The organism is Duganella phyllosphaerae, from assembly GCF_001758785.1.
GTDB lineage: Bacteria > Pseudomonadota > Gammaproteobacteria > Burkholderiales > Burkholderiaceae_D > Rugamonas > Rugamonas phyllosphaerae.
Genome location: NZ_LROM01000152.1, coordinates 120,126 through 146,395 on the forward strand (window position 1 = coordinate 120,126; position 26,270 = coordinate 146,395).

Below are 26,270 nucleotides of genomic sequence, written 5' to 3' on the forward strand. Positions count from 1 at the left end.
TAAGGAAGGTATCGGCAAATAAAAAGCGGGCCGAAGCCCGCGTCATGTAAAGTGATGTAAAGCGACGTTAAGAAGCTTATGCGCGCGGCAATGTCACGCCGTGCTGGCCCTGGTACTTGCCGTTGCGGTCCTTGTACGATACGTCGCACAGCTCGTCGCTTTCGAAGAACAGCACTTGCGCGCAGCCTTCGCCGGCGTAGATCTTCGCTGGCAGCGGCGTGGTGTTGGAGAACTCCAGCGTTACATAGCCTTCCCATTCCGGTTCGAACGGAGTGACGTTGACGATGATGCCGCAGCGGGCATAGGTCGATTTGCCGAGGCACACGGTCAGTACGCTGCGCGGAATGCGGAAGTATTCGACGGTGCGGGCCAGCGCGAACGAGTTCGGCGGGATGATGCAGACGTCGCTCTTGATATCGACGAACGAGTTCGAATCGAAATTCTTCGGATCGACGATGGTGCTGTTGATGTTGGTGAAGACCTTGAATTCATCGGCGCAGCGGATGTCGTAGCCGTACGACGACGTGCCATAGGAAATGACCTTGCGGCCTTCTTCCATGCGCACCTGGTCCGGGAAGAACGGCTCGATCATGCCGTGTTCTTGCGCCATGCGGCGTATCCATTTATCGCTTTTAATCGTCATCGCAAAGTCATCCTGAGTGCTGGGAGGGCGCGGCTGCGCCGAATGGACGAGATTTTACGCGAAAGCATCCGCCTTCAACACATTTTTAGACTGTCCACCGATTAATTCGCCGATCATGGCGATGGTCGCATCGGCCGCCACCAGCGGCGCCTCCATCGGAAACAAATGGCCACCGGGCACGATGCGGAAATGCGGCCCCACCAGCGCTTTCGTATGCTGGTGGCCCGACTGGCTGGTTTCCCACGAATCGGCGCCGCCGATGAAGCCGATCGGTACCTTCAGGCCCTGGCGCAGGATGCCGCCCAGGTGGTGCGGCAAGGTGGCATACACCCTGGTTTCGATGTCGCGCGTAAATCGCAGTTGCACGCCTTCCGGGTGCGGCTTGAGGCCGCAGGCGATGTAGTCGGCCAGCACGCCTGGCGCCCAGGCGGCAAAGATATCCTTGCCGGCAAAATGCTGATGGGCGCTCTCGGCATCGGGCCACACGAACCGGCGGCGCCTGGAGAACTTGGCCGGCGGCATGTCGTACTCCTTGCCCACCAGCTTGATCAGGCGCCACACCAGCGCCCGCCAGCCGGCCACGACCGGCGCATCGAGCATGACCACGCAGCGCACCAGGTCGGGCCGCTGCTGCGCCACCAGCAAACTGAGCATGCCCCCGAGCGAATGGCCGACCAGGATCACCGGCTCGGTGTAGCGCGCCACCAGCTCGGCAATGTATTCATCTACCAGGTGCGGCCAGCAGTCGGTGACCGGGTAATGCGGGTTGTGGGCGTGCATGTCCAGCGCCTGCACGTCGAAATGTTCGCCCAGCCGGTCGAACAGCTGGCGATACACGCCGGCCGGGTAGCTGTTGGCGTGGGCGAAATGAAGCTTGGGCTGGGTCACCGGTGATCTCCGTTGCTTGTTTTTATGTTGACTGCCAATTGTAATGGCGGACGCCCTGCCCTGCGTGGGGGAAACGCTCTAACGCGATGCCAGCGCCATGCCGCGTTCGCCGATGCTGTCCGACAGGTTTTCAATTCGATCACAATATTTGCTTGATTTTGAGCGAAAACATCGCGCATACTCGAGTCCAGCCCGCAAACCTGTCCAACCGGATCCCTCGAATTCGGTGGCAGCAAACCGACGGGACGAGGAGACAACAATGCAAACCATACAAGTACCCCGCCATGGGGCGCTACCGCTGCGCCGGCAAGAAAGCACCGTGTCATGATCGGCCACGACATGCAGCTGGTCATCGCGGCGCTGACCGGCATCCTGCTGGCCGTGCTGATGATCGTCCGCGGCCGCCTGCACCCTTTCATCGGACTGTTATGCGGCGCCTTTACGGTCGGCCTGCTGGCCGGACTGCCGCTGTCCGCAGTTGCCAAGGCCGTGCAAAAAGGCGTGGGCGACATCATCGGCGGCACCGGCCTGGTGGTGGCGCTCGGCCTGTCGCTCGGCGCCATGCTGCATTTATCGGGCGCGGCCGCTGCGCTGGCCAAAAGCGCGCTGCAGCTGACCGGCGTGCGTGCCGCGCCCTGGGCCACGCTTGGCATCGCCATCATCGTCGGCCTGCCATTGTTCTTCGAGACCGGCCTGGTGCTGCTGTTGCCAATCGTGGTGGCGGCAGCCGAAGAGATGGCCAGCCGGGGCGGCACCGACCGCGACGCTGCCAAACTACGGCTGATCATGCCGGCGCTGGCCGGGCTGGGCGTGGTCCACGCGCTGGTGCCCCCGCATCCGGGACCGCTGCTGGCGGTCGAGGCGCTGGGCGCCAACCTGGGCCTGACCATGTTCTACGGCATACTGATCGCGATTCCCACCGCCGTCATCGCCGGGCCGGTGCTGGCCAGGTTTACCACGCGCGGCGTGCGGCTGGCCACGCCGATCGCCACCGAAACCAATCTCGTCATCGCGCCGCCGGCGCGGCTGCCATCGCTGCTGATCGTGCTGCTGCCGGTGCTGATGATCGCCACCGGCGAACTGGGCCAGATGATCCCCGGCATGCGCGGCGAGCCCTGGCTGGCCGCCGCCAGCAATCCGGTCGTCGCCCTGCTCTTGACCAACCTGCTGGCGCTGCCGCTGCTGTTCGGCAAACGGCTGCGCGAGGCGGCGATCCAGGAGGCGGTGTGGCACGAAACCATGGGCGCAGCCGGCGCCATCCTGCTGGCCATCGGCGCCGGTGGCGCGTTGAAGCAGGTGCTGGTGACGGCCGGCCTGTCCGACCTGCTGGCGCGCACGGTGCTGATGTATTCGATCTCGCCGCTGGTGCTGGGCTGGCTGGTGGCGGTGGCGATACGGCTGGCGGCCGGTTCGGCCACGGTGGCCACCATCACTGCCGTCGGCATCATGCCGGGCGTGGTGGCCGGGTCCGGCGTTTCGCCGGAGCTGGTGGTGCTGGCGATCGGCGCCGGATCGGTGTTCTTCAGCCACGTCAACGACCCCGGCTTCTGGCTGGTGAAAAGCTACGTGGGCACCAGTACGGCGGACACCTTCCGCACCTGGTCGCTGCTGGAAACCACGATTTCCGTGGTCGGCCTGGCGCTGGTCATGGTACTGAGCCATGTCATCTGACATCATGGACAACGGTGCAGACCACCCCGCGCCGGGTGAGGGCAGGCTGGCCGACCGCGCCTATGCGGGCATCGTCCAGCTGATCCTGGACGACCAGATGGCGATCGGCGACCGCCTGCCTTCGGAACTGGCGCTGGCCGCGAAGTTCGGCATCTCGCGCACCATCGTGCGCGAGGCGCTGGCGCGGCTGGCATCGGACGGCATCACGCAGACCAGGCTGGGCGCCGGCTCCTTCGTCAAGCGCCGCCCGTCCGAGCGGCTGGGGTCGCATATGCCGATGGACGGCCTGGCCACCACGCTCGGCACGTACGAAGTGCGCTTCGTGCTCGAAGCGGAAGCCGCGCGACTGGCGGCACAGCGCCGTTCGAGCCAGCAGCTGGCGGCCATCGAGAAGGCGCTCGAAGCCTTGCGCACGGCGTTGCTGTCGAATGCGCCGGCGCACGACGAGGACTGGCGGCTGCACCGCCTGATCGCCGCAGCGACCGCCAATGCCGCCTTCATCGAGGTGCTCGACCAGCTGCAGGCGCAGGTGATGCAGGTGATGCACGCCGGCGTCGATATCTCGCGCTCGCGCCCGCCCGAGGCGATCAAGGCCATGATGGACGAACATGACGACATCGTCGAGGCGATTCGCGCGCAAGATGCGGACGGCGCGGCGTTGGCAATGCGCTGGCACCTGTCGCAAGGCCGCAAGCGCCTGATGCCGTAACCAGGGAGACAAGATGATCGATGCACGTACACCTACAAACATCACGCGCGCAGTAATGAAGGCAGCAGCAACACTGTGGCTAAGCGCCGCCACGCTGACAGGTGGCGCGCTGGCCGCGCCAGCGCAACCGCCGGCATCGGTGTCGCTGTACCAGAGCGCACCTGCCGAACCTGATGCCGTCACCGTGCACGCGCGCGGCGACGGCGTGGCCGACGCCACGGCGGCGATCCAGGCCGCGCTCGACAAGGCGGCCGCGCAACCTGGCGGCGGCATGGTGTTTCTGCCGGCGGGCCGCTACCGGCTTACGCGCACGCTGTTCATGTGGCCGGGCGTGCGGTTGTTCGGGGTGGGTAAAACCCGTCCCGTGCTGGTGCTGGCCGATAACACCCCCGGTTTCCAGCAAGGCGTGGGCAATATGGTTTTCTTCACCGGTAACCGGCCCGGCGCGGTCGTGCCGGTCAACCTGGGCGGCGCGGCGCCGGTGGCGGGTGTCGATGCGGCCCGCGTGCCGGTGCCGCCGCCGACCAGCGTGCCGTTCGATGCGCGCATTGCCGACGCCAATTCCGGCACCTTCTATTCGGCGCTCGCCAATGTCGATTTCGAGATCGGCGCCGGCAATCCGGCGGCCACCGCCGTGCGCTTCCACACCGCGCAGATGGTCTACCTGGCGCACATCGATTTCCACCTGGGCTCGGCGCTGGCAGGGATTTACCAGGTCGGCAATGTGGGCATCAACCTGCGATTTTATGGCGGCCGCTATGGCATCCTGTCCGAAAAAACCTCGGCGGCCTGGCAATATACCTTGCTCGACTCGGTGTTCGACGGCCAGCGCGACGCCGCCATCCGCGAGCACGAGGCCGGGCTCACCCTGGTCAACACCGTGATGCGCAACACCCCGGTCGGCATCGAGATCGACCGTGGCTACGGCGACTGGTTATGGGGCAAGGATGTGCGCTTCGAAAACGTCACCAGGGCCGGCATCATCATCAGCAACGAAGGCAGTGTCTATACCCAGATCGGCTTCGACAACGCCGTGGCCAGCGCCACGCCGGTGTTCGCCCGGTTCCGCGACAGCGGCAAGACCGTGGCCGGCCCGGCGCCGCACTATCGCATGAAGTCGTTCACCTACGGCCTCACCCTGCCCGGCGCCGGTCAGCCGGGCGAGTACGCAACGCGGGTCGATGCCGTGGCGCTGCCGTCGCTGCCCGCCCGCCGCGCGCCCGCCCTGCGCCTGCTACCCGCCATGGCGGAGTGGACCGACGTGCGCACGCTCGGCGCGAAAGGCGACAACACCAGCGACGATACCGCCGTGCTGCAAAAGGCGATCGACAGCCACCGCGTGCTGTATTTCCCGATGGGGTATTACCGCGTGACAGGCACGCTCAAACTGCGGCCCGGCACGGTGCTGATCGGCCTGCACCCGGGCCGCACCCAGATCATGCTGGCCGAGGACACGCCCGCCTATCGCGGCGTGGGACCGGCCAGGGCGCTGATCGAGAGCGCGCGCGGCGGCGACGCCATCGTCTCCGGGCTGGGCCTGGCCACCGGCGGCAGCAATCCACGCGCGACCGCCCTGCTGTGGCGTGCGGGCGAGCGCTCGCTGGTTGACGACGTCAAGTTCATGGGCGGCCACGGCACCACGCTGGCCGACGGCAGCCGCTTCGATCCGTACAATGCCAACCACACGGCCGACAGCGATCCGAAAAAGCGCTGGGACACGCAATACGCCAGCCTGTGGGTCACCGACGGTGGCGGCGGCACCTTCAACGGCCTGTGGACCCCGAACACGTACGCCCAGGCCGGGCTGTATGTCTCGAACACCTCGACGCCCGGCTATGTTTACCAGATGTCGGCCGAACACCATGTACGCGCCGAAATCGTGCTCGACCGCGTGCGCAACTGGGAGTTCCTGGCGCCGCAGACCGAGGAAGAAGCGGGCGAGAGCCGCACCGCCGTCGCGCTCGAAGTGCGCAATTCCAGCGATATCCTGTTTGCCAATTTTCACGCCTACCGCGTCACCCGTTCGGTGCACCCGGCGCCGGCGGCAGTCAAGCTGTATGGCTCGACCGGGATCCGGTTCCGCAATGTCCACGTGAACGCCGAAAGCGGCTTCGCGACGTGCGACACCGCGGGCTGCGGCACTTTTGTCCGCGCCAGCAAGTACCCGTTTGCCAACGCCATCGTCGACGTCACGCGCGGCAACGAGGTGCGCGAGCGCGAGTTCGCGGTACTCGACATCACCGATGCACCGATTGCGGCCGGCACCCCTGCCCTGGCGCCGGTCACGCGCCTGGCGGGCGACTTCCAGGCGCTGGGCGGCGGCGCGGTCGATGCGGCCGGCAAACTCTATTTCATCGACCGGCCGGCCCACCGCATCCATGGCTGGTCTGCGCAGGAAGGGCTCTTGATCGTTGCCGATGCACCGCTCGACCCGGTCAACCTGGCGGTGGACCGCTCGGGCCACCTGCTGGTGCTGTCCTCGGACGGCCCCGAGGCCACCGTGTACAGCCTCAAGCCCGACGCACCGCAGGCCGTTGTGCAGATCGCCGCCACGCCGGTGCGTGACCGCTCAAGCGCTCGCGTCGCGCTGCCGGGCAACTTCTGGGTCAACGGCGAGTTCCGTGACCGCTACGACGCTGCCAGCGACAGCTTCCCCACCCTGGCCGAACTGTTCGCGCAGGACGTGGCCGCACCGCAGGCGCGCGAGTATGTCTCGCCCGATGGCAGCCTGGCGCTGCCTGCCTATCGCGTGTGGCAGCAAGGCCCGGGCAACCACCTGGGCTGGCGCTTCTCGCACGCGCTCGACACCTATGGCTGGACCATGGGCACCCAGGGCGCGCGCGTGTACCTTGCCAACGGCTCGGAAAACGTCACGTACTCCGCGCTGCTTGGCGCCGGCGGCGCATTGACCGATCTGCAGCGCTTTGCACCGCGCGGCGGCGAGAGCGTGGCGGCCGGGCCGGACGGCCGAGTGTACGTCGCCAACGGCCAGGTATTCGTGTACGACGCCAGCGGCCGCGCCGTGGGACGCATCGACGTGCCGGAACGGCCGCTGCAACTGCTGTTCGGCGGCGTGGACGGGCGCACGCTGTTCATCCTGACCCACCACGCGCTGTACTCGGCCCGGCCATAGCAGTGTTCATGGCTGGTCGTGCCAGTAGCGTGCATCGGTGTGCCGAAAGCGCCGGATCTCGATGCTGGGGCCCACCTCGATGGTCAGCGCGCCGGTGCGGTCGGTGCGCAGGCGTTCGATGCCGAGGTCGCCGTAGCGCTGGTAGACCTCTTTTTTCGGATGGCCGTAGCGATTGCGGTGGCCGACCTGGAAGATCGCGGCCTGCGGCAGCACCGCCTGCAAAAACGCCGGGGTGCTGCTGGTGCCGCTGCCGTGGTGCGGCGCCAGCAGCACGTCGGCGCGCAGCCGGCCGCCTTCCTGTTGCACCAGCCGCGCCTCTTGCGCCGCTTCGATATCGCCGGCCAGCAGCACCGACTTGCCGCTTGCGGTGATGCGCAGCACGCAACTGCGCGCATTCGATTTGATGGCTGCGTCGCTGCGACTGGTGGTCAGCGGGTGCAGCACCTCGAACAGCACGCCGTCCCAGGTCCACTGCTGGCCGGCCGCGCACGACACATGCTGGCGCGCTGCCCTGGCGATCGGATGGCCGGGCGCCAGCGAGGACAGCACCCAGTCGGCTCGCACGTTGTCGAGCACCGTCAGCGCGCCGCCCGCATGATCGACATCGCTGTGACTGACCACCACGCCATCGAGCCTGGCTATGCCACGCGCCCGCAAGTACGGCACCAGCACGCGCCCGCCGGCGTTGCTGTCCGGCCCGTAAGTGGGCCCGGTGTCGTACAGCAGGCGGTGGCTGCTGGTCTCGACCAGCAGCGCCATGCCCTGCCCCACGTCGAATGCGGTCACGGTCATGCGACCGGGCGCCGGGTGCGTGGACTGCGCCGCCAGCAGCGGTATCCACGTGGCGAGCCCCAGCCAGCGCACCGGCCAGCCGCGCGGCGCCAGCAGCCACAGCGTGCCAAACATGGCAAAGCAGAACAGCCACCACGGCGGCGCCGGCGCGGTCCACACCGCGTAACGCAGTCCGCTGAACCACGCCAGGCATGCGGCCAGCCACTCCACCAGCCAGTGCGACAGCACCAGCAACGGTGTGCCCAGCACGGTCGGCAACATGCTGCCGGCCAGCGCCAGCGGTGTGATCACCAGGCTGATCAACGGTATCGCCACCGCATTGGCCACCGGGCTGATGACCGACACTTGCGAGAACAGCAGCATGGTCAGCGGCAGCAAGCCGAGCGTGACGGCATACTGGGTATGGGCGCCCAGTTTTAACGCCGGCCACCATTGCCTCAGCCACACCAGCATGCGCGTCGCAGGCGTGCCGGGCGGCTGGTCCAGGCTGGAGTGATCCATATCGGTCCGTTCCCAGCCGGATTGTTCAGTATCGGTTCGAGTCCGCACCGGCCGCGCCGTGGTGCGCCCGGCCGTGGCATACACGATCACCGCCACCGCGCCGAACGACAGCCAGAACCCCGGCCACAACACGGCCCACGGATCGATCACCACCACTACGCCCAGCGCCGTGCACAGCACGTGTGAAAAGTCGGACAGCCGGTTGCACCACAGTGCCACCGCCACCACGATCAACATATATAGCGTGCGCTGCGCCGGCACGCCAAAGCCGGCCAGCAGCACGTACAGCAGCGCGCTGACTGCCCCCACCAGTGCCGCCACCTTTTGCGCCGGCAGCAGCAGCGGCAACTGGGCGCCGGTGAAAAATGAGTGCCGCCACGAGGTATGCGCCACCCAAGCGAACAAGCCGGCCACCATCGTGATATGCAGGCCGCTGATACTGACCAGGTGGCCGATGCCGGTGCGGTTGAACACCTGCCAGTCGGACTGACCGATGCCGCGCTGGTCGCCCACCACCAGCGCCACGATCACGCCGGCGTACTGCCTGCCGTCGAGGGCCTGTTCGATCCGCGCCCGCAACCCCGCGCGGCTGCGTTCGATGAGGTTGTTGGCGCTGGCCACGAATGCGTCGCGCCTGCCATTGGCGCGGTCGGCGCGCACGTAGCCGGTGGCGCGCACGCCCTGCTCGAGCAGCCACGCTTCGTAGTCGAACCCGTGCGGGTTGGCATTGGCGTGCGGGCGTTGCAGCCGCACGGTGAGGCGCCAGCGTTCTCCGGGCTGGACGTTGCCAATTTCACCAACCGCGCCAACCTTGCCAACCTCGCCGCCCTCGCCTGCCTGGGCCTTCTTTCCCGGCTTGGGCACTTTGCCCGGCGCACTCTTTGGTGGGCGGGAACCGCTGTACCAGGAGATCGCGATGCGCGGTGGGACCGGCACCGGCAGCAGTGCCTTGCCGGTTCGGTCTTCCACGCGCTCCACGGCAAAATTGAAGCGTGCGCCTGCGGCAAAGCGATACGGCAGATTGTCGATGGTCCCGACGATGATGAAGTCACGGCCCTCGTCTTCCGGCGCCAGCGACGGCGCCAATGCACCATGGGCGAGCCAGGCGGCCCAGAGAAAGCCGCCGATGATTGCCACGAACCAGATCAGCAACACGCGGACAGCTACCGCCACGATGCCTGTGCGCGCCATCACCGGAAAATAGCGCCAGCCAGCGCGCGCCGGCCACAGCAACAGTAACAGCAACAGCGCGGCTGCCGCGCTGCATGAAACAGCGACTGCCGCTGGCTCGGGCAGCTGCGCCCGCGTCTGCAACAGCGCCGCGCCGCACGCCAGTCCGATTGCCGCAGCGCGCATCGCAGGCCAGCCTCGCGGCTACTTCGCCGCCACTTCTCCCGCCTTGACCACCACGTGCTCGGTGATATTCTTGGCGGCGATGGTCTCGGTCAGGAATGCCGTCGATTTGACCAGCAGATCGCGCGCCACTTCTTCCAGCGGCGAGCCGCTGATGCTGGCATGGTTGCCTCCTAAACCGGTACCGCCGCCCCAGCCCATGGCGGCGAAGCCGAAGCCATTCTTCTGGTTATTCGCTTGAAAAGTCTTGGAGGCAATAATGCGCGCGCGGCGCACATCGACCACGCGGATGTCGATATTCATGTGCACTTTCGACTGCTTGTAGTCGACCGCACCAGCGATGAAACCAAGGGGTCCCTTGAGAAAACTCAGACCGCCCAGGCCGGTGGAACTCTGCTCGAAGCCCAGCGACGTGATAGAGCCGGTGATCATGTAATCGGCCGCCTCGGCCTCCACGCGCTTGCCCATGAGCGCCATTTCGCGGTGGATTTCTTCGAGCTCGGCACGTTCCTGGACGTCGAAGCAGCCGGTTTGCGTAAGCGCGGTCGCCAGCATTTCGGTCATGCCGGTACCCACGCCCGTGTAATGCGGCTGCGAGACGGTGCCGCCCGACTGCCACCAGCGATACTGGCGCGGGTCTTGCTGCCCGGCGCCCGAACTGCAATCGGCGGACTTGCATTTAAATTCGGTAAATACCACCCTGGCGGCCGGCGCGGCGCACCGGGGCACGTCGATCTGGCGTTCGGAGACCTCGCTCGGGTCGGCCCGGCATAGAACGGGAATGAGAAGCAGGCCAAACAGCAGAGCTGGCAGCGACCGGCACAGTGGTGAGAAACGGGATTTCATGGGAGTATTCCCTGAGAAATGATTCAGTTATGACAACATTCAAAGAACCATTATGCTCCGGCCCACCCGCCTGAATTGTGGCGGTTATACCAACTGCTGGGGTACCTTGATACCGCTCAATCGGCTGCCAGCTTCATCCTCGGCAAGATTGCCTTGGCCGCAGCCGTGCTGGCAACAGCCACCTCCTGCACAGGTATCGCGCGCAATTCGGCCAACACAGCGCCAATGCGCGGTACCTGGTCCGGGCTATTGCGCCCCGGATGCACCCATGCCGGCGAAATATCGGGCGCATCGGTTTCCAGCACGATGGCGTCGAGCGGCAGTTCCGCCGCCAGCCGGCGAATCTGCAACGCACGCGTAAACGTCATGGCGCCGCCGAAGCCCAGCTTGAAGCCGACATCGATATAACCCTGGGCCTGCTGGAAGCTGCCGTTGAAGGCGTGGGCGATGCCGCCGTTGGGGGTGATCTGGCGCACGTGCTTGAGCACCACGTCCTGCGACTTGCGCACGTGGGTCAGGATCGGCAGGCCGAAGTCGCGCGCGATGTGCAGCTGCTCGCGAAAGAAAAAGACCTGCTTTTCGCGCATGGCCGGCTCGCACAGCATGGGGATGAAGAAATCGAGACCGACCTCGCCGATGGCCACAAAACGAGGGTCGTCCATGGCGGCGGCCACCTGCTCGCGCATCACGCGCAGGTCGTCCTCTTTGGCGCGCGGTACGAAGATCGGGTGGATGCCCAGCGCGTAGCAGCCGTTGGGGATGCTGGCGGCCAGCTGCGCCACGGTGGCAAAGGTTGCCACCTCCACCGCCGGGATCACGATCATGTCCACGCCCTGCTGCTGCGCCAGCGCGGCCTGGGCGATCGATTCGTCGCCGAATTCGCCGGCGTCGAGATGACAGTGGGTATCGATCCACATGGCGCTGCTCCTTAGTCCTGCCAGGGTTTGAGGCCTTCTTCGGTCAGGCGCAGCACGCGGTCGCAACGGCGCGCCAGTTCGACGTCGTGGGTGACGATGATGAAGGCGGTGCCGAGGGTTTGCGACAGTTCCAGCATCAGGTCGAAAATCTGCTGGGCAGTGGCCTGGTCGAGGTTACCGGTCGGTTCGTCGGCCAGCACGCAGGCCGGCTGCGTGACCAGCGCGCGCGCCAGCGCCGTGCGTTGCCGCTCGCCGCCGGACAGTTCGCCGGGCACATGGCTCACACGCTTGGCCAGGTTCACCCGCGTGAGCATCTGCTGGGCCACGCTGCTCGCTTCGCCGCGTTTGACGCGGCGGATCAAGAGGGGCATGGCGACGTTGTCGAGCGCCGAAAATTCCGGCAGCAGGTGGTGGAACTGGTACACGAAACCCAGCGACTTGTTGCGCAAGTCGCCGCGCGCGGTTTCGCTCAGGGTGGCGAAGTCCTGATCGAGCAAAGTGACGGTGCCGCTGGTGGGCGTATCGAGGCCACCGAGCAAATGCAGCAGCGTCGATTTACCGGAGCCCGAAGCGCCCACGATGGCGACACGTTCGCCACGGCGCACGTCGATGTCGATCCCGGCCAGCACCTGCACCGAGTAGCTGCCCTGGGTGAAGGTTTTACCGAGGTTGCGGCAGGAAAGAACCACCGGTTGATTGGTATTAACAGCATTACTCATAGCGCAGCGCCTCCGCAGGTTTGACACGTGACGCCCAGCGGCTCGGGTAGAGCGTTGCCAGGAAGGCCAGCACCACGGCCAGGCCGCCGATCTTGAATACGTCCGGCCAGCGCAGGTCCGATGGCACGGTGCTGTTACTGTAGATATCCTTGGACAAGAACTGCACTCCCAATAAATGTTCAATGAATGGCACGATGACGTCGATATTGAGCGCCACCAGCACGCCGCCCGCCACGCCCAGCAAGGCGCCCAGGATGCCTACCAGCGCGCCCTGGATCACGAAAATCTTCATGATCGAGCCCGGTGACGCGCCCAGCGTGCGCAAGATGGCGATGTCGGCCTGCTTGTCGGTCACCGTCATCACCAGGGTCGAGACCAAGTTGAAGGCGGCCACCGCGATGATCAGGGCCAGAATGATCGACATCATGCGTTTTTCGATCTGCACGGCGGCAAACCAGGTGGCGTTCAGCTGCGACCAGTCGCGCACCGTGAGGTCGCCCGTCATGCTGCGCTTGAGCTCCTGCGCCACCTGCGGCGCGCGATGCATGTCCACCAGGCGCAGGCGCAAGCCGGCCGGGGCATCGAGGCGCAGCATCTTTTCGGCGTCGATCAGGTGCACGAACGCCAGCGACGAATCGAACTCGCTGTGGCCGGCCTCGAAGATGCCGGTCACCGTGAACGAGCGCATGCGCGGCAGCACGCCGGCCGGCGTGGCCTGGCCCTGCGCCAGTGCCAGGGTCACCTTGTCGCCAAGCTGGGCGTGCAGCGAGCGCGCCAGCTCCACGCCCAGCACGATATTGTAGGCGCCCGGCTGCAATTGCGCGAAGCTGCCGCGCCGGGTTTGCGAAGCGACGTCGGAGACGGTCGGTTCGAGATCGGGCAGCACGCCGCGCACGATGGCCGGACGCAGGATGTCTTCGCGCACCAGCATGCCCTGCATCTCGGCGAATGGCGCCGCGCCGATCACTGCCGGGTTCTTGCGGGCGGCAACGATCTGGTCGCGCCAGTTGGGCATCGAGCCGCTGGCGTCGAAGATCTCCACGTGCGCCAGCACCGACAGCATGCGGCCGGTCACTTCCTTCTGGAAGCCGTTCATCACCGACAGCACGATGATCAGCGCGGCCACACCGAGGCCGATGCCGGCCATCGAGATCAGCGAGATGAACGAGATAAAACTGTTACGGCCGCTGCGCTTGCCGGCGCGCGTGTAGCGCAGGCCGACCAGCCATTCGTACGGCAAATTTTTCATGATGCTCATGGGGTCATTCCAGAATTATTCATAACGCAGCGCCTGCGCCGGTTTTACACGCGCGGCGCGCCAGCTCGGGTACAGCGTGGCCACGAACGCCAGCAGCACCGAGACGGCGCCGATACTGAGCACGTCGCCCCAGCGCAGGTCCGACGGCAAGGCGCTAATGAAATAGATGTCCTTGGACAGGAACTTCATGCCCAGCAGCTGCTCGATGGCCGGCACGATCACGTCGACGTTCAGCGCCAGCAGCGATCCCAGCGCCACGCCGATGGCGGTGCCGGCGATGCCCACCAGCGCGCCCTGGATCATGAAGATCTGCATGATGGAAAACGGCGAGGCGCCCAGCGTGCGCAAGATCGCGATGTCGGCCTGCTTGTCGGTCACCGTCATCACCAGCGTGGAGACCAGGTTGAACGCGGCCACCGCCACGATCATGGTCAGGATAATGAACATCATGTGCTTCTGGCTTTGCACGGCGGCGAACCAGGTGGCGTTGAGCATGGTCCAGTCGCGCACGTACAGCTGCCCGGGCATGGCCATCTTGAGTGCGCGCGCCACCTGCGGGGCTTGCTGCATGTCGGCCACGCGCAGGCGCAGGCCGGCCGGGGCGTCGATCTTGAGGATGCTCTCGGCGTCTGCCAGGTGCACAAAGGCCAGCGTGGAATCGAACTGGTTGTGGCCGGCCTCGAAGATGCCGACCACGTGGAAGGTGTGCATGCGCGGCATCACGCCCGCAGTGGTGGGCTGGCCGTCGGCCAGCGCCAGCGTCACCTTTTCGCCCGGCTTCACATCGAGCAGGCGCGCCAGCTCGATGCCGAGCACGATGTTGTCGCTGCCCGGGGTCAGTGCGCTGAAGCTGCCCTGGCGCATCTGCTTGATGACGTCCGACACTTGCGACTCCATCTCGGGCAGCACGCCACGGATGATGGCCGGTTTGAGCACGTCGCCGCGCACCAGCATGCCCTGTGCTTCGGCAAACGGCGCCACACCGGTCACTGCGGGATTCTTGCGGGCCTCGAGCGCCTGCTGGCGCCAGTCCGGCATCTGGCCGCGCAGGTCGAACAGTTCGACGTGGGCCAACACCGACAGCATGCGGTTGGTGACCTCTTTCTCGAAGCCGTTCATGACCGACAGCACCACGATCAGCGCTGCCACGCCCAGCGCGATGCCGGCCATGGAAATTGCGGCAATAAAGGAGATAAAACGGTTACGGCCGCCGCGCTTGCCGGCCCGCGTATAACGCAGGCCGACCAGCCATTCGTACGGCAAATTGCTGACGACACTCATAAAACTCATAAAAAACGGTCACGCGTGGTGGGTTGAGGGCGCAGTGTGCCACAACTTCACGAAATTGCCATCACGCACTGCTTTCCCGGTACTGAATTACCCCCAGATTACCCCGAGTTATCAAACGAATTTTTCGTCGCCCAGCACTTCGCCCTTGCGGCGACGGCGGCCCATCACGCCCAGCAGGCCCAGTCCCAGGCCCATCATGGCCCAGGTCTGCACTTCCGGCACCGGCGATACGGCCGGCGACGCGCCCAGCATTTCCTGGGACACCTGGTTACCCAGCGCACCGGTAAAGCTGGTGTAGGTGTACAGGTTTTTCAGCTTGTAGCCGCGGATATTGTCCAGCAGGGCCTTGGCGGCTTCCACGTTGACGTCATTACCGGGGGTGTAGTACTGCATGCCGCCGGTATTGAACAGGTCGCCGTCGTCGCTATGCAGCTCCCACAGCGCCAACTGGAAGGCGATCTGGGCGTCAGTGCTGGCGCCGGTCCCCACGCTGGTGATGCTGTTGGCATACGCGGTTTCGAACAGCGCCTTGACCGTATCCTTGACGACCACGTTAAAGGTCGCGGTATAGATGGCGTTGGGGATGGTGTCAACCGCCGGCGCGAAGCAATAGGCGTAGAACTGGTTGGCGTAGCTGTCGTTGCTGGTCATCTGGTACAGCGATACGCCCTGGGCGTGGAAACCGGGAATGATCGGTTCCTTGAAGAATTTGGCGCCGTCATCGACGACGAAGCCGCCATCGACCGGGCTCTGGTTATAGGTAACAGCCGACACCGGCGCAGCGTGGCTGACGCTGGAAGCAGCGATGGCGATGGCGAAAGCGGAGGATTTAAGGACGTTTTGCAAGGTGATGTTCATTTTTATTTTCTTTAAATGGTTATTTGTCAGAGTTGAAAAGTCAGGTTCAGCCCATGTACACCGGGCACTGGCCCACCAGTTGCACCTGGGCGGCGTCGGCGATCAGCTGGTCGATGGTCGGCGCAGTGATGCCGGCATCGGCCGCGTCGCTGGCGGCCACGTTGAAATACACGTCGGTCATGGCCGCGTTGTGACCAGTGGCCAGCGTTACGGTGCTGCTTTCCATGTGCAGGTTGTTGTTGGCATCGAGGAATGCCAGGTCGGTGTAGGCCAGTTTCAGGCTCACCACGCCGGCCTGTGCGAGCGACACCAGTTCGCCGGCGCCGGTTTTGCCGTCGCTGTTGGCGTCCTGCCAGATCAACAGGCTGGCGAAGTCGCGGTCCAGCCCATCGACCACACCGTCGCCGTTGCTGTCGAAGCTGGCCAGCTTGGCAAAACCGTCGCCCTTGCCCATGCCACCGAACAGCTCGCTGATGTCGTCGATCCGGCCGTTGTGGTTGCCGTCGATGGCCAGGAAGCCGTCGTCCCCGGACAACCAGCCGGTCTGGATCGCTTTGCCGGTGCCCAGCAGGTCGAAGCTGCCAGCCATGTCCTCGCGCGCAATGGTGTGGATACCGTCGCCGTTCAGATCGATGGCGATCGGGGTGATCGCGGCATCCCAGCTCATGTCGTTCTTGCCCGAGGTGAGGGTGATGATGTCGGTCTTGGTGATGTTGTTGAGCATCTGGCCGTCGCCGGCCACGTCGGAGTCGACGGTGTCGTTGGTGCCGGTGTTCTTGACGCCCCATTTCCAGGTGCTCATGTTGACACCCTTGAAAATCACCTCGGCCTTGTTGAATTCGACGTAGTATTTACCAGGGGTCAGGTCGGCAAACTTGTAGTTGCCGTTGGCGTCAGTCTTGACCGAGGCGCCCAGTTGCTTCCTGGTTGCTGCATCGTACAGCGACACCGTGATGCCGCTGATACCCTCTTCACCGGCTTCCTGCAAGCCGTTGTGGTTGCTGTCCCGCCAGACCTTGTCGCCGATGCTGGCCTTGCGATAAATGCCGGCGTCTTCGGTGGTGATGTTCTGGCCTTTGCCCAGCGCGATGGTGCCGGTGCGGCCCGTGCTGCCGTTGACACTGGTGATATCGGAATCGGTGGCGTCGGTGCCCATGCCCGACTTGGTGAAGAACCAGCCGGCGCTGTTGGTCACTTCCACCTTGTAGTTGCCGGCAGCGAGGCCGCCGAACAGGTACTGGCCGCCGTCATGGGTGACGGTGGTGGCCTTGAGCACGTTGTTGGCGTCGTAGAGCTTGACGGTCACGCCATCGACACCTTTTTCGCCCGCGTCCTGCACGCCGTTGTAGTTGGTGTCTTCCCACACCCGGTCGCCGATGCTCGAGGCCTTGACCAGGCCGGCGTCACGCGACAGATCGACGGCGCCCGAGGCCAGCGTGAACTGCGAGATCAGGCCGTTGGCGTCGGCATCGGAGTCGCTGCTGTCGTAGTAGCCCTGGTTTTGCTTGGTGAACAGATAGCCGTCCGGCGCATCGAACTTGACCGAGTACTTGCCCGGACCGACATCGGCGAACAGGTACTGGCCGTAAGCGTCAGTGACGTCGGTGGCAATCGCCTTGCCCGTTTCGTTGAGCAGCGTGACTTTCACGCCGCGCACGCCGGCCTCGTTGCTTTGCTGGATGCCGTCGCCGTTGGCGTCGTGCCATACGCGGTCGCCGATGGCGCCGGTCTGGTAGATGCCGGCGTCCATGCTGGTGACGTTCTGGCCGGCGGCAACGGTGACCGAACCGAGGTTGCCACTGGCGTTGGCGTCGCTGTCGAGCGCGTCGCTGCTGCCGGCGTTTTGCCTGGTGATCGCAAAGCCGTTGGGCAGTTTCATCGCCACGCTGTAGGTGCCTGCTTCCACTGCAAACTTGTAGTTGCCGTTGCTGTCGGTAGTGGTGGTCTTGACCAGTTTCCCGGTGCTGTCGCGCAGTTCCATGGTCACGCCCGACTTGCCGCTCTCGCCGGTGTCCTGGATACCGTTGCCGTTCTTGTCGAGCCACACGCGATCGCCGATGGTGGCAGCGCCGACCACGCCCGCATCCACCGACTTGTTGACCTCGCCGGACGCCAGCGTGAAGCTGTGCGACAGGCCGCTGGCATTGACGTCGGAGTCGATGTTGTCGTTGCTGCCGACATTGGCAGTGGTGAAGCCCATGCCTTCGGGCAGTGTCGATTTGTCGAACTGCACGCTGTACGCGCCGGGTTTCAGGTTAGTGAACTGGTAGTTGCCGTTGGCGTCGGTATACACTGCGGCGCCCACAGGTTTGCCGGCAGCGTCCAGCAAGGTGACCTTGACGTTGCAGATGCCGGCTTCGCCGCTGTCTTGCACGCCGTTGCCGTTCTTGTCGAACCAGACGCGGTCGCCCACGCTGGCGGTCTTGTACAGGCCGGCGTCGATGGTGTTGTTCACTTCGCCGTTCGCCAGGGTGATCTGGCCGCTCTGACCGGTGCTGCCGACGTTGCTGTCGAGACTGGCATCGCCGCCGGCGTTGGCGCCGCTAAACACGTAGCCCTTGGGCGCGGTCACGGCCACCGTGTAGGTGCCGGCGTCGGCCGAGAAACTGTACTTGCCGTCCGCACCGGTGGTGGTGGTCTGCACCACGTTGCCGGTGCTGTCCTTCAGCTGGACGGTGGCGCCGGTGATGCCGGCTTCGCCCACGTCCTGCACGCCGTTGGCGTTGCTGTCTTCCCACACGCGGTCGCCGATGGTGGCTTTCTGGGCCACCAGGCCGGCGCGCACGGTCACGTCGTCGCCCGAGGCGAGCGTAACCTTGCCGGTCGTGCCGGTATCGACGCTGGCGTCGGAGCCGCCGCTGCCCGGCGCGCCGGTGCTGGCGGTGGTCAGCGAATAGCCGGCCGGCAGCGTCGCCTTGTCGAATTGCACGCTGTATGCACCCGGCTGCAGGCCGGTAAACTGGTAGTGGCCGTTGGCGTCGGTGGTGGCGACGGCGCCTGGCACGGCGTTGCCGTTGGCGTCGAGCAGGGTCACGCGCACGCCGGCAGCGCCGGTTTCGCCGTCACTCACCAAGCCGTCGCGATTCTTGTCGAACCAGACGAATTCGCTCAATGACGCCGGGCGGTACAGACCGGCGTCGATGTCGAGGTTGTTCTGGCCCGGGGCCAGTACCACGCTGGCCTGGCCGTTGGCGCCGACGTCGCTGTCGAGTGCGCCATTGGCGCCCTGGCTGGCGGCGGCGAAAACGTAGCCGGCCGGTGGCGCCACCGCCACCGAGTAGGTGCCAGGATCGACGGTGAAGTCGTACTGGCCGCCGTCGTGGGTGGTCACGCTGGCCACTATGTTGCCATCGGCGTCCTTGAGGTTGACGATGACGCCGTCGATGCCCGCTTCGCCAGTGTCCTGAAGGCCGTTGCCGTTGACATCTTCCCAGACCAGGTCGCCCAGGTGCGCTGGCGGCACCTTGAAGGTGAGGTAGTTCGAGGTGGCGCTGGTATCGGCTGCGCCGCAACCAACCAGCCCCCCGGCATCGCGGACCTTGAAGCCGATTTCGAAGGCGCCGGCGGTGCTCTGGCTCGGCTCGAAGCTCAGCTTTCCAGCCTGGATGTCGGCGGCGGAGATTTCGGTATTGAGGGTAACGGCCACGCCGTCGAGCTTGAGGACACCGGCGGTGGGCAGCGCAGTGATGATCACCGACTGAAACATGTCATGCTCGACCGTATCGACGAAGCCGAAGTCGGCCTGGGTGAGCGCAACCGGGCTGCCGTTGTCGAGATTGAATATCTTGTCGGCGCCGGTTGGGGCGTCGTTGACCGGATCGACCACCACGCGCAGACTCAGCGTGATGGTATTGCCCTTGGTGCCTTGGTCGAGCACGAACTCGTAGGTGACGAACTCCCCATTGTAATTGGCAGCCCACTGGCCGGGCCGGACGTAGAGGGTGTCCGCGTCCACCTTGCCGAACAGCGGGCTGTCCTTGCTGGTGACAGTCCCATCGGGCAGCACCACCGAGACAGCGTTGATTTTCAGCGTATTGCCGGCGTTGGGCGTATAGCCGACGTTGGCCAGGATATCGCGAATGTCGAAGGTACCGTCAGTATCTTCGCATATGTGAATAGTGGTAGCAAGATTGATCGAGCTCATGCTTTCTCTTTCGTCAGTTCGTTTTTTTTCGACAATGAGCCGGCGCGGCGGAACGATGGGGGTGGAGCAGCGGCGGTAGGGATGTTATATCGTCATTACGGGGGCTGAGTAATGACTTTCTTTCATTTTTGTTGTCGAGATTATAGCTAAGATTTTATTTGGATAACTAAAATTTTTTATTTGTAATGATTTTGTGCGCGAAATAATACAGTTTTCTCATATGCAACTATTTTGAAACATTCCTCGTCGCGGACCGCAATCGCCTACAATCTCGGGATGACCGATATCATCCTCGCCCTGCCCTTCGCCCTGCCCCCGGCCGACATGGCGCCGCACCTGCTGCGCGCCCTGCAAGTCCCCGCCCTGGCAGCCCTGCTGGGCCGCCACAGCCGCCAGCAACGCCACAGTTTTGCCCAGCACAGCCGCGTATTGCCGCATGAAGCCTGGCTGACGCGCACCCTCGACCTGGCGCCGTCGCCGATCACCTTCCAGACCGGCGCACCGCTGGCCACCGCCTGCATGCGCGGCTGCGGCTTGCAAACCCAAGCTGCCGAAGGACACTGGCTAATTCTGCAACCAGCGCATATTCAAGTGTCGAGCACCCACCCGTCGCTGGCCGACCCGCGCGCGCTGCAACTCGATGAAGCCGACGCCCGCGCCTTATATGATGCCGCGCGCCCCTATTTCGAAGAACTGGGCAAGCCGATGCTGTTCGGCGCGCCGGGCCTGTGGTTCGTGCGCGCCGACGACTGGGCGCAGTTGTCCACCGCCTCGCCCGACTCGGTGGTCAACCAGAACCTGGGCGACTGGCTGCCCGAGGGCGAGCGCGCGCGCGACTTCCGGCGCCTGCAAAACGAAATCCAGATGCTGTGGCACCAGCACCCGGTCAACGCCGCGCGCGAGGCGCGTGGGCTGCCGGCGGTCAATTCTTACTGGTGCTGGGGCGGCGCGTCTGCGTCTGCGTCTGCCGATACTGCCGCAGTTGGGGCGGCCACGCTGGCCGTGAGCGGCGGGCCGTCGTGGCTGCAGGCACTGGCCGCACCCGAACTGCGCCAGGCCACGGCCAACGGGTTGATCGGCCGCCAGGACAACACCGTAACCAATACCGTGGCGGTGGTGGCCGACCTGATCGCGCCGGGCCAGGCCAGCGAATGGGCCGAATGGATCGCCGCCCTGCAGCACATCGACCAGCACTGGTGCGCGCCGCTGCTCGCGGCCTTGCAGGATGGGCGCGTAGGCCGCGTCAACCTGATGCTCAGCCACCGCGAGAGCTGGCTGGAAGTGTCCAGCACCAAAATGGCACAGCGCAAATTCTGGCGCCAGCCGAACCTGAATCTTTTGAAGTAACCGACGAAATAACCGACATGACCCGTATTGCCATCCGCCCCATTCCGTTCCGTGAATCCGAAGTGCTGCGCCAGGACGGTATCCACCCGGTGCTGGCGCGCCTGTACGCGGCGCGCGGCCTGACCGACGCCAAGGACCTGTCGAGCGAACTGTCGGCCATGATCCCGCCTTCGGGCCTGATGAACATCGGCGCCGCCGCCGTGTTCCTGGCCGATTCCATCGCTGCAAAAAAACGCATGGTGATCGTGGCCGACTACGACTGCGACGGCGCCACCGCCTGCGCCGTGGCGCTGCGCGGCCTGCGCCAGATGGGCGCCCACATCGACTACATCGTGCCCAACCGCTTTGAATACGGCTATGGCCTCACGCCCGAAATCGTGGAACTGACCGCGCGTGAAAAGCAGCCCGACATCATCATCACGGTCGATAACGGCATTGCCAGCATCGACGGCGTGGCCGAAGCCAACCGCCGCGGCATCGAAGTAGTGGTGACCGACCACCACCTGCCGGCCGACACCCTGCCCGCCGCACGCGTGATCGTCAACCCGAACCAGCCCGAGTGCGGCTTCCCGAGCAAGCACATTGCCGGCGTAGGCGTGGTGTTCTACGTGCTGCTGGCCTTGCGCGCGGAGTTGCGCCAGCGCGGCGTGTTCGACGCCCAGACCCAGCCCAAGCTGCAAACCCTGCTCGACCTGGTGGCGCTGGGCACGGTGGCCGACGTGGTGCGGCTCGATCCCAACAACCGCATCCTGGTGGCGCAAGGGTTGAAGCGCATGCGCGCCGGCCAGATGCACGCGGGCGTGGCCGCGCTGTTCCGCGTGGCCGGGCGCAACCCGCGCACGGCGTCGCCGTTCGACCTGGGGTTTGCGCTGGGCCCGCGCCTGAACGCGGCCGGCCGGCTGCAAGACATGTCGCTCGGGATCGAATGCCTGGTCACCGACGACGAGGACCGCGCCTGGGCGCTGGCCCAGCAGCTCAATGACATCAACCTGAAACGCCGCGAAATCGAAGCGGACATGCAGGACACCGCACTGCTCCACCTCGACACGTTCGAGCCAGCCAACAGCAGCACCATCTGCGTGTTCGACGACAGCTGGCACCAGGGCGTGATCGGCATCGTGGCCTCGCGCCTGAAAGAGAAATTCTTCCGGCCGACGATTACTTTTGCGCCCGCTGGCGACGGCTGGATCAAGGGCTCCGGGCGATCGATCCCCGGCTTCCACCTGCGCGACGCGCTCGACCTCGTGTATAAAAAGGCACCGAGCCTGATCGACAAGTTCGGCGGCCACGCCATGGCCGCCGGCCTGACCCTGCGCGCCGACGCCTTCGAAGCATTCTCGATCGCCTTCGAGGAAGTGGGCAAAGCCTGGCTCACCACGCAGCAACTGGAACGCGTGATCGAGACCGACGGCCCGCTCGAAGACGCCTATTACACCACGTCGTTCATCGACCTGATGGCGGGCCAGGTATGGGGACAAGGATTTGCGCCACCGGTGTTCTGCGATGAGTTCCGCGTGGTGAGCCAGCGCATCCTCAAGGAGCGCCACCTCAAACTGCTGCTGGAAAAGAACGGCGCCCGCTACGACGCGATCTGGTTCGGCCATATCGATGCGCTCGGCGATCGCGCCAGGGTGGCGTTCCGCCTGGACGCCAACGAGTTCAACGGCGTGACCAAGGTGCAGCTGCTGGTGGAGCATGCCGAGGCGGCCTGAGCCCGGATTCGACAGGAAATCGGATTGCCTTTCATCCGAAAAAAGAGTATAAAGACTCCACTACCGGAGGATTTATGCTCAACTTTGCCTACCCCCGCAGCCGCTTCGAGCCCACCGTGCTGGTCGATCTCAACGCCAGGGCCGAGCGCGAACGGTTGTCAACCTCGGCCCTCAAGGGCTTTTTCAAGCTCGCCGCCACCTGGAAGGTCCGCGACGAGGACGCGCGCCAGCTGCTCGGCGGCCTGTCCAACAGCGCCTGGTACGACTGGAAGAAAAAACCGGAGCGCACGCTGGAAGTGGACTGCATCACGCGCATTTCCTACTTGCTGGGGATCTACAAGGCGCTGCACATCCTGTACGGCGACCAGCTCGCCGACGAATGGATCAACCTGCCCAACTCCAACCAGATTTTCGAAGGCCGCACGCCGCTCGCGTACATGCTCGGCGGCGGCCTGCTGGCCATGCAAACCGTGCGTCAGCTGCTCGACGCCCGGCGCGGGGGCTTGTAAATGGCGGTCAGCCTGGTGCCACCACTGACGGTCCTGCGCCAGTTCGACACCTGCCGCCTGCTGCCCTCGCGCTTCGCCGACGTCGAGGATTCGGTGCTGGCGCCGCTGGCCGACAACGACGCCCACTTGCGCGACCTGTTCGACCTCGATAACGCCACCAATGCCAGGCTGAAGACCCAAAACGGCGGCGGCGCGGCCGGCATCAATCTCGATGAACTGGTATTCGGCGTGCCGAACTTCCGCATCATCAACGCCGCCTACACCTACGCCCATCCGCAGGGCAGCCGCTTCAACGACAGCCGGCGCGGCGCCTGGTACTGCGCGTTCGACGCCGAGACCGCGCTGGCCGAAGTGACCTTCCACAAGACGGTGGAATACGCCGAGATCAACCGCTTCGACGACAGCGTGCAGTACCAGTGCATGCTGGCCGACTTTACCGCCACCTTCCACGACCTGCGCGGCCAGCCGCGCTACGAGGCCTGCCTGGCGGCGGACAGTTACGTGGAGTCACAAACGCTGGCCGAGCGGCTGGTCGATGGCGGTTCGCTGGGCGTGCTGTACCCGAGCGTGCGGCGCCCCGGTGGCACCAACCTGGCGTGCTTCCGCCCTGCACTGGTGGGCAATGTCCGCAAGGGCGCGGTCTATCGGTTAACATGGCAAGGCAGCCCGCAACCGAACATCGAACTTATTTAATCCCTTATTTGATATGCAAACCAAACCAGAAAAAGATACCGAACTGCGCGACAAGGTCAACCGCGAAACCGCGCGCATGCCATGGACCGAACTGCTCAAGCATTTCGCCCAGGGCAACGTGGTGTGGGTGGCCGACTCGCTCGACCTGGTCGATGTAGCCGTGCGCATCTCGCACGACGACAAGGCCAGCATCGGCAAGTGGATGGAAGCGGGCCTGCTGGCCAAGGTCAACGACGAGCAGGCGCAAGGCTGGCTCGAATCGAACGCCCAGCTGTGGGCGTCCGTGGTCAGTCCGTTCATCCTGGTACAGCAGCAAAAAGCCGTACCAGCCAACCTGCACTAATTTTTAAAACTGCCGCCGTCGAGCGTGAGTGTACCGCCGCAGACCGGCGTGGTCGCTTCGCGGTTGCCGCTGGCGGTCGTTTGGTTACTTTCCCATACGGCCGAGCCGCCCGCCTTGACGAACTTGTACTGGATAGTGGTGGCCGGCGGCAGTTGCACGGTGCTCGACCACGGCACGTTGGCGCCGCTGCCTTCGATGGTCATCTGGGTATTTGCGCCCGGGGTCCAGTTGCCCAGGGCCGGCTGGTTGCCCACCACGTTCAGGTTCTGGCCGAAGGCCGTATTGGCGTTCGCCACGCGGAACGTCACCGGCACCGTGGTGCAGGTGCCGCCGCCCCCGCCACCGCCGCTGCCGGCGATTTTCTGATTGATGTGCAAAGCCATTGCCGGCACGCCCGATCCGCCATTGCCAGGAATACTCACGCTGATGACGCCATTGCTGGCCACCGTCACGCTGCCGCCCGTGCACGCCGAGGCGGTGCTGTTCAACTGACCCTGCACCACGTTGCAATAGGTACCGGCCGGCAGCTGGGTTTGCAGCGAAACGTTCCACGGTGCGCTGTCGTTGTTGATGGCCACATAGCCCTTGGCGCCGCGCGCAAACGCGACCTGGTTGCCGGTGCCGCTGGTGAAATTGTCCACGCCCTGGCCACGTGAGACCGCGCGGAACGCCACCATGTTCGAGATATCGCTCCAGCGGTGGATGAAATCCCACTGCTGGTTGATGACGGGATTGCCGCTGGCATCGAACGGGCTGGCCGATGGCGGCGCCTGGTCATAGCTGGTGAAGCGGAAACCCGAGTGCAGTTGCGCCGCGCCGTATGGCCACGCCAGCATGAAAATGTTGGCCAGGTCGTAGCGCTTGGTGCCCTGGGTGTCGTTGACGCTGCCCGAAATGTAATTGCTGGCGACCAGCGAGCTGCCATTGCGCTCGGTATCCCAGTTGTTGACGAACACAGTCGCCTTCTCGCTCGGGATGAAGCCCCAGCTGCCACCCCAGTTGCCAGGCGTGCCCATGATGGTGCGCACTTGCGCCAGGTTGGCGCCGTTCTCGTTGCGGAACATGGCTTTTAACGCATACGCATACTGGAACTCGTTCAAGGTGCCGGCGGCAAAATAGGTCGAGCGCACCACGTTACTGTCCGGGATCACCTCCTGCGTCACCCACAGCGCCTCGCCCGAGGTGGTCGTCTGCGTGACGCCGCCCATGATGGCCTGGATATCGGACGGCTGCATGTGCTTGGCCGCGTCGAAGCGCAAGCCATCCACGCCCAGCGCCACCAGCTTGTTCAGGTAGGTTTTCACCTGGCCCTGCACGTAGCTGCCCTCGGTTTTCAGGTCGGGCAAGCCGCTCAGGCGGCACACCATCACGTTGTTGCGATTACCTGGCGCGCCGTAGTCGCCGCCGGCGATGTCGCACGCCGGGTGGAAATCGCTGGCGCTGAAAAACGGGTACGTCAGCGAAGTCGAGTTCCAGGTCGAGCCGTCGGTGGCCGTACCGGCGCCGGCCGCCACGTGGTTGACCACCACGTCCACGTAGATGCGCACCCCGGCCGCGTGGCAGGTGTTGACCATGGCCTTGAACTCGGCCTCGGTACCCATATTGCTCTTGAGCGAATTGAAATTGACCGGCTGGTACACATCCCACCAGGTGCCAAGACTGGCTGCAGCCGTTGGCGGCGACACCTGCACGGCGCCGAAGCCCTGCGGGCCCAGGAAGCTGGTGCATTCTCTGGCGATATCGTTCCACTTCCAGCGGAACATCTGCACCGACGTGTCGCCGGGGTTGAGCGCGGCGTGCGCGGGGGCCATGGCGGCGGCGCCGAGCAGACCGGCGGCGAACAAGGTGGCTGGGATGTTGCGCAGTCTCGTGTGGGTCATCATCGTGTCCTTATCGTTATGTTTTTGGGAAGCATGTCTCCCACATAAAATGTAGCAGAACTAC

Annotated in this window: 19 protein-coding genes; 8 read left to right on the plus strand and 11 right to left on the minus strand. The window is 64.9% G+C overall.

Annotated elements, in window-relative coordinates:
• Positions 1-76: 76 nt before the first annotated feature.
• Positions 77-643, minus strand: a complete 567-nt coding sequence (dcd, locus tag DUPY_RS25945) for a dCTP deaminase (RefSeq protein ID WP_026637094.1) — start codon at positions 641-643, stop codon at positions 77-79.
• Between the two features lie 54 nt (positions 644-697).
• Positions 698-1,531, minus strand: a complete 834-nt coding sequence (locus DUPY_RS25950; protein ID WP_070252032.1) for an alpha/beta hydrolase — start codon at positions 1,529-1,531, stop codon at positions 698-700.
• Between the two features lie 324 nt (positions 1,532-1,855).
• On the opposite strand from DUPY_RS25950, the gene DUPY_RS25955 reads away from it, so the two are divergent.
• The 3 genes from DUPY_RS25955 to DUPY_RS25965 are packed head-to-tail and all read left to right on the plus strand — an operon-like array spanning position 1,856 to position 7,044.
• A complete protein-coding gene (locus DUPY_RS25955; RefSeq protein ID WP_070252033.1) occupies positions 1,856-3,202 on the plus strand; it encodes a GntP family permease in 1,347 nt (448 codons plus the stop codon).
• Entirely contained in the window at positions 3,192-3,911 is a 720-nt protein-coding gene (locus DUPY_RS25960) for a FadR/GntR family transcriptional regulator (protein ID WP_208600106.1), read from the plus strand. Before DUPY_RS25955 ends, DUPY_RS25960 begins: the two co-directional genes overlap by 11 nt.
• A 55-nt stretch (positions 3,912-3,966) precedes the next feature.
• Positions 3,967-7,044: a glycosyl hydrolase family 28-related protein gene (locus DUPY_RS25965; RefSeq protein WP_070252035.1), complete on the plus strand. Its 3,078-nt coding sequence runs from the start codon at positions 3,967-3,969 to the stop codon at positions 7,042-7,044.
• A 6-nt stretch (positions 7,045-7,050) separates the two neighbouring features.
• Here DUPY_RS25965 and DUPY_RS25970 read toward each other — a convergent pair whose 3' ends face one another.
• The 8 genes from DUPY_RS25970 to DUPY_RS26005 form a co-directional block, all read right to left on the minus strand.
• Entirely contained in the window at positions 7,051-9,693 is a 2,643-nt protein-coding gene (locus DUPY_RS25970) for a DNA internalization-related competence protein ComEC/Rec2 (protein WP_070252036.1), read from the minus strand.
• Positions 9,694-9,711: 18 nt separating this feature from the next.
• Positions 9,712-10,536, minus strand: a complete 825-nt coding sequence (locus DUPY_RS25975) for a CsgG/HfaB family protein (RefSeq protein ID WP_070252037.1) — start codon at positions 10,534-10,536, stop codon at positions 9,712-9,714.
• Between the two features lie 116 nt (positions 10,537-10,652).
• On the minus strand, positions 10,653-11,453 hold the full coding sequence (locus tag DUPY_RS25980) for a TatD family hydrolase (protein WP_070252038.1): 801 nt from the start codon (positions 11,451-11,453) through the stop codon (positions 10,653-10,655).
• Between the two features lie 11 nt (positions 11,454-11,464).
• Positions 11,465-12,172 carry a lipoprotein-releasing ABC transporter ATP-binding protein LolD gene (gene lolD / locus DUPY_RS25985; protein WP_070252039.1) on the minus strand — a complete coding sequence of 236 codons (708 nt, stop codon included), beginning with the start codon at positions 12,170-12,172 and terminating at the stop codon, positions 11,465-11,467.
• A complete protein-coding gene (locus DUPY_RS25990; RefSeq protein ID WP_070252040.1) occupies positions 12,165-13,430 on the minus strand; it encodes a lipoprotein-releasing ABC transporter permease subunit in 1,266 nt (421 codons plus the stop codon). The genes lolD and DUPY_RS25990 overlap by 8 nt, the downstream gene beginning before the upstream one ends.
• A gap of 15 nt (positions 13,431-13,445) precedes the next feature.
• Complete coding sequence (locus DUPY_RS25995) at positions 13,446-14,711, minus strand: lipoprotein-releasing ABC transporter permease subunit (protein ID WP_070252041.1); 1,266 nt, start codon at positions 14,709-14,711, stop codon at positions 13,446-13,448.
• Between the two features lie 120 nt (positions 14,712-14,831).
• Positions 14,832-15,578 carry a PEP-CTERM sorting domain-containing protein gene (locus DUPY_RS26000; protein WP_070252042.1) on the minus strand — a complete coding sequence of 249 codons (747 nt, stop codon included), beginning with the start codon at positions 15,576-15,578 and terminating at the stop codon, positions 14,832-14,834.
• Positions 15,579-15,624: 46 nt separating this feature from the next.
• Positions 15,625-19,722 (minus strand): SdrD B-like domain-containing protein, encoded by a 4,098-nt coding sequence (locus tag DUPY_RS26005; RefSeq protein WP_070252043.1) that lies wholly within the window; start codon positions 19,720-19,722, stop codon positions 15,625-15,627.
• Positions 19,723-19,998: 276 nt separating this feature from the next.
• Between DUPY_RS26005 and DUPY_RS26010 the strand changes: the two genes are divergently transcribed.
• From DUPY_RS26010 to DUPY_RS26030, 5 genes are all read left to right on the plus strand, one after another.
• A complete protein-coding gene (locus DUPY_RS26010; protein ID WP_070252044.1) occupies positions 19,999-21,069 on the plus strand; it encodes a hypothetical protein in 1,071 nt (356 codons plus the stop codon).
• Positions 21,070-21,086: 17 nt separating this feature from the next.
• On the plus strand, positions 21,087-22,781 hold the full coding sequence (gene recJ / locus DUPY_RS26015) for a single-stranded-DNA-specific exonuclease RecJ (protein WP_070252045.1): 1,695 nt from the start codon (positions 21,087-21,089) through the stop codon (positions 22,779-22,781).
• Between the two features lie 74 nt (positions 22,782-22,855).
• Complete coding sequence (locus tag DUPY_RS26020; protein ID WP_070252046.1) at positions 22,856-23,290, plus strand: antitoxin Xre/MbcA/ParS toxin-binding domain-containing protein; 435 nt, start codon at positions 22,856-22,858, stop codon at positions 23,288-23,290.
• On the plus strand, positions 23,291-23,983 hold the full coding sequence (locus DUPY_RS26025) for an RES family NAD+ phosphorylase (RefSeq protein ID WP_070252047.1): 693 nt from the start codon (positions 23,291-23,293) through the stop codon (positions 23,981-23,983). It begins immediately after the preceding gene.
• Between the two features lie 13 nt (positions 23,984-23,996).
• Positions 23,997-24,326 carry a DUF2288 domain-containing protein gene (locus tag DUPY_RS26030; RefSeq protein ID WP_070252048.1) on the plus strand — a complete coding sequence of 110 codons (330 nt, stop codon included), beginning with the start codon at positions 23,997-23,999 and terminating at the stop codon, positions 24,324-24,326.
• Here DUPY_RS26030 and DUPY_RS26035 read toward each other — a convergent pair.
• Positions 24,323-26,206, minus strand: coding sequence for a carbohydrate-binding module family 20 domain-containing protein (locus DUPY_RS26035; RefSeq protein ID WP_070252125.1), 1,884 nt, complete (start codon positions 26,204-26,206; stop codon positions 24,323-24,325). The genes DUPY_RS26030 and DUPY_RS26035 overlap by 4 nt on opposite strands.
• Positions 26,207-26,270: the final 64 nt, after the last annotated feature.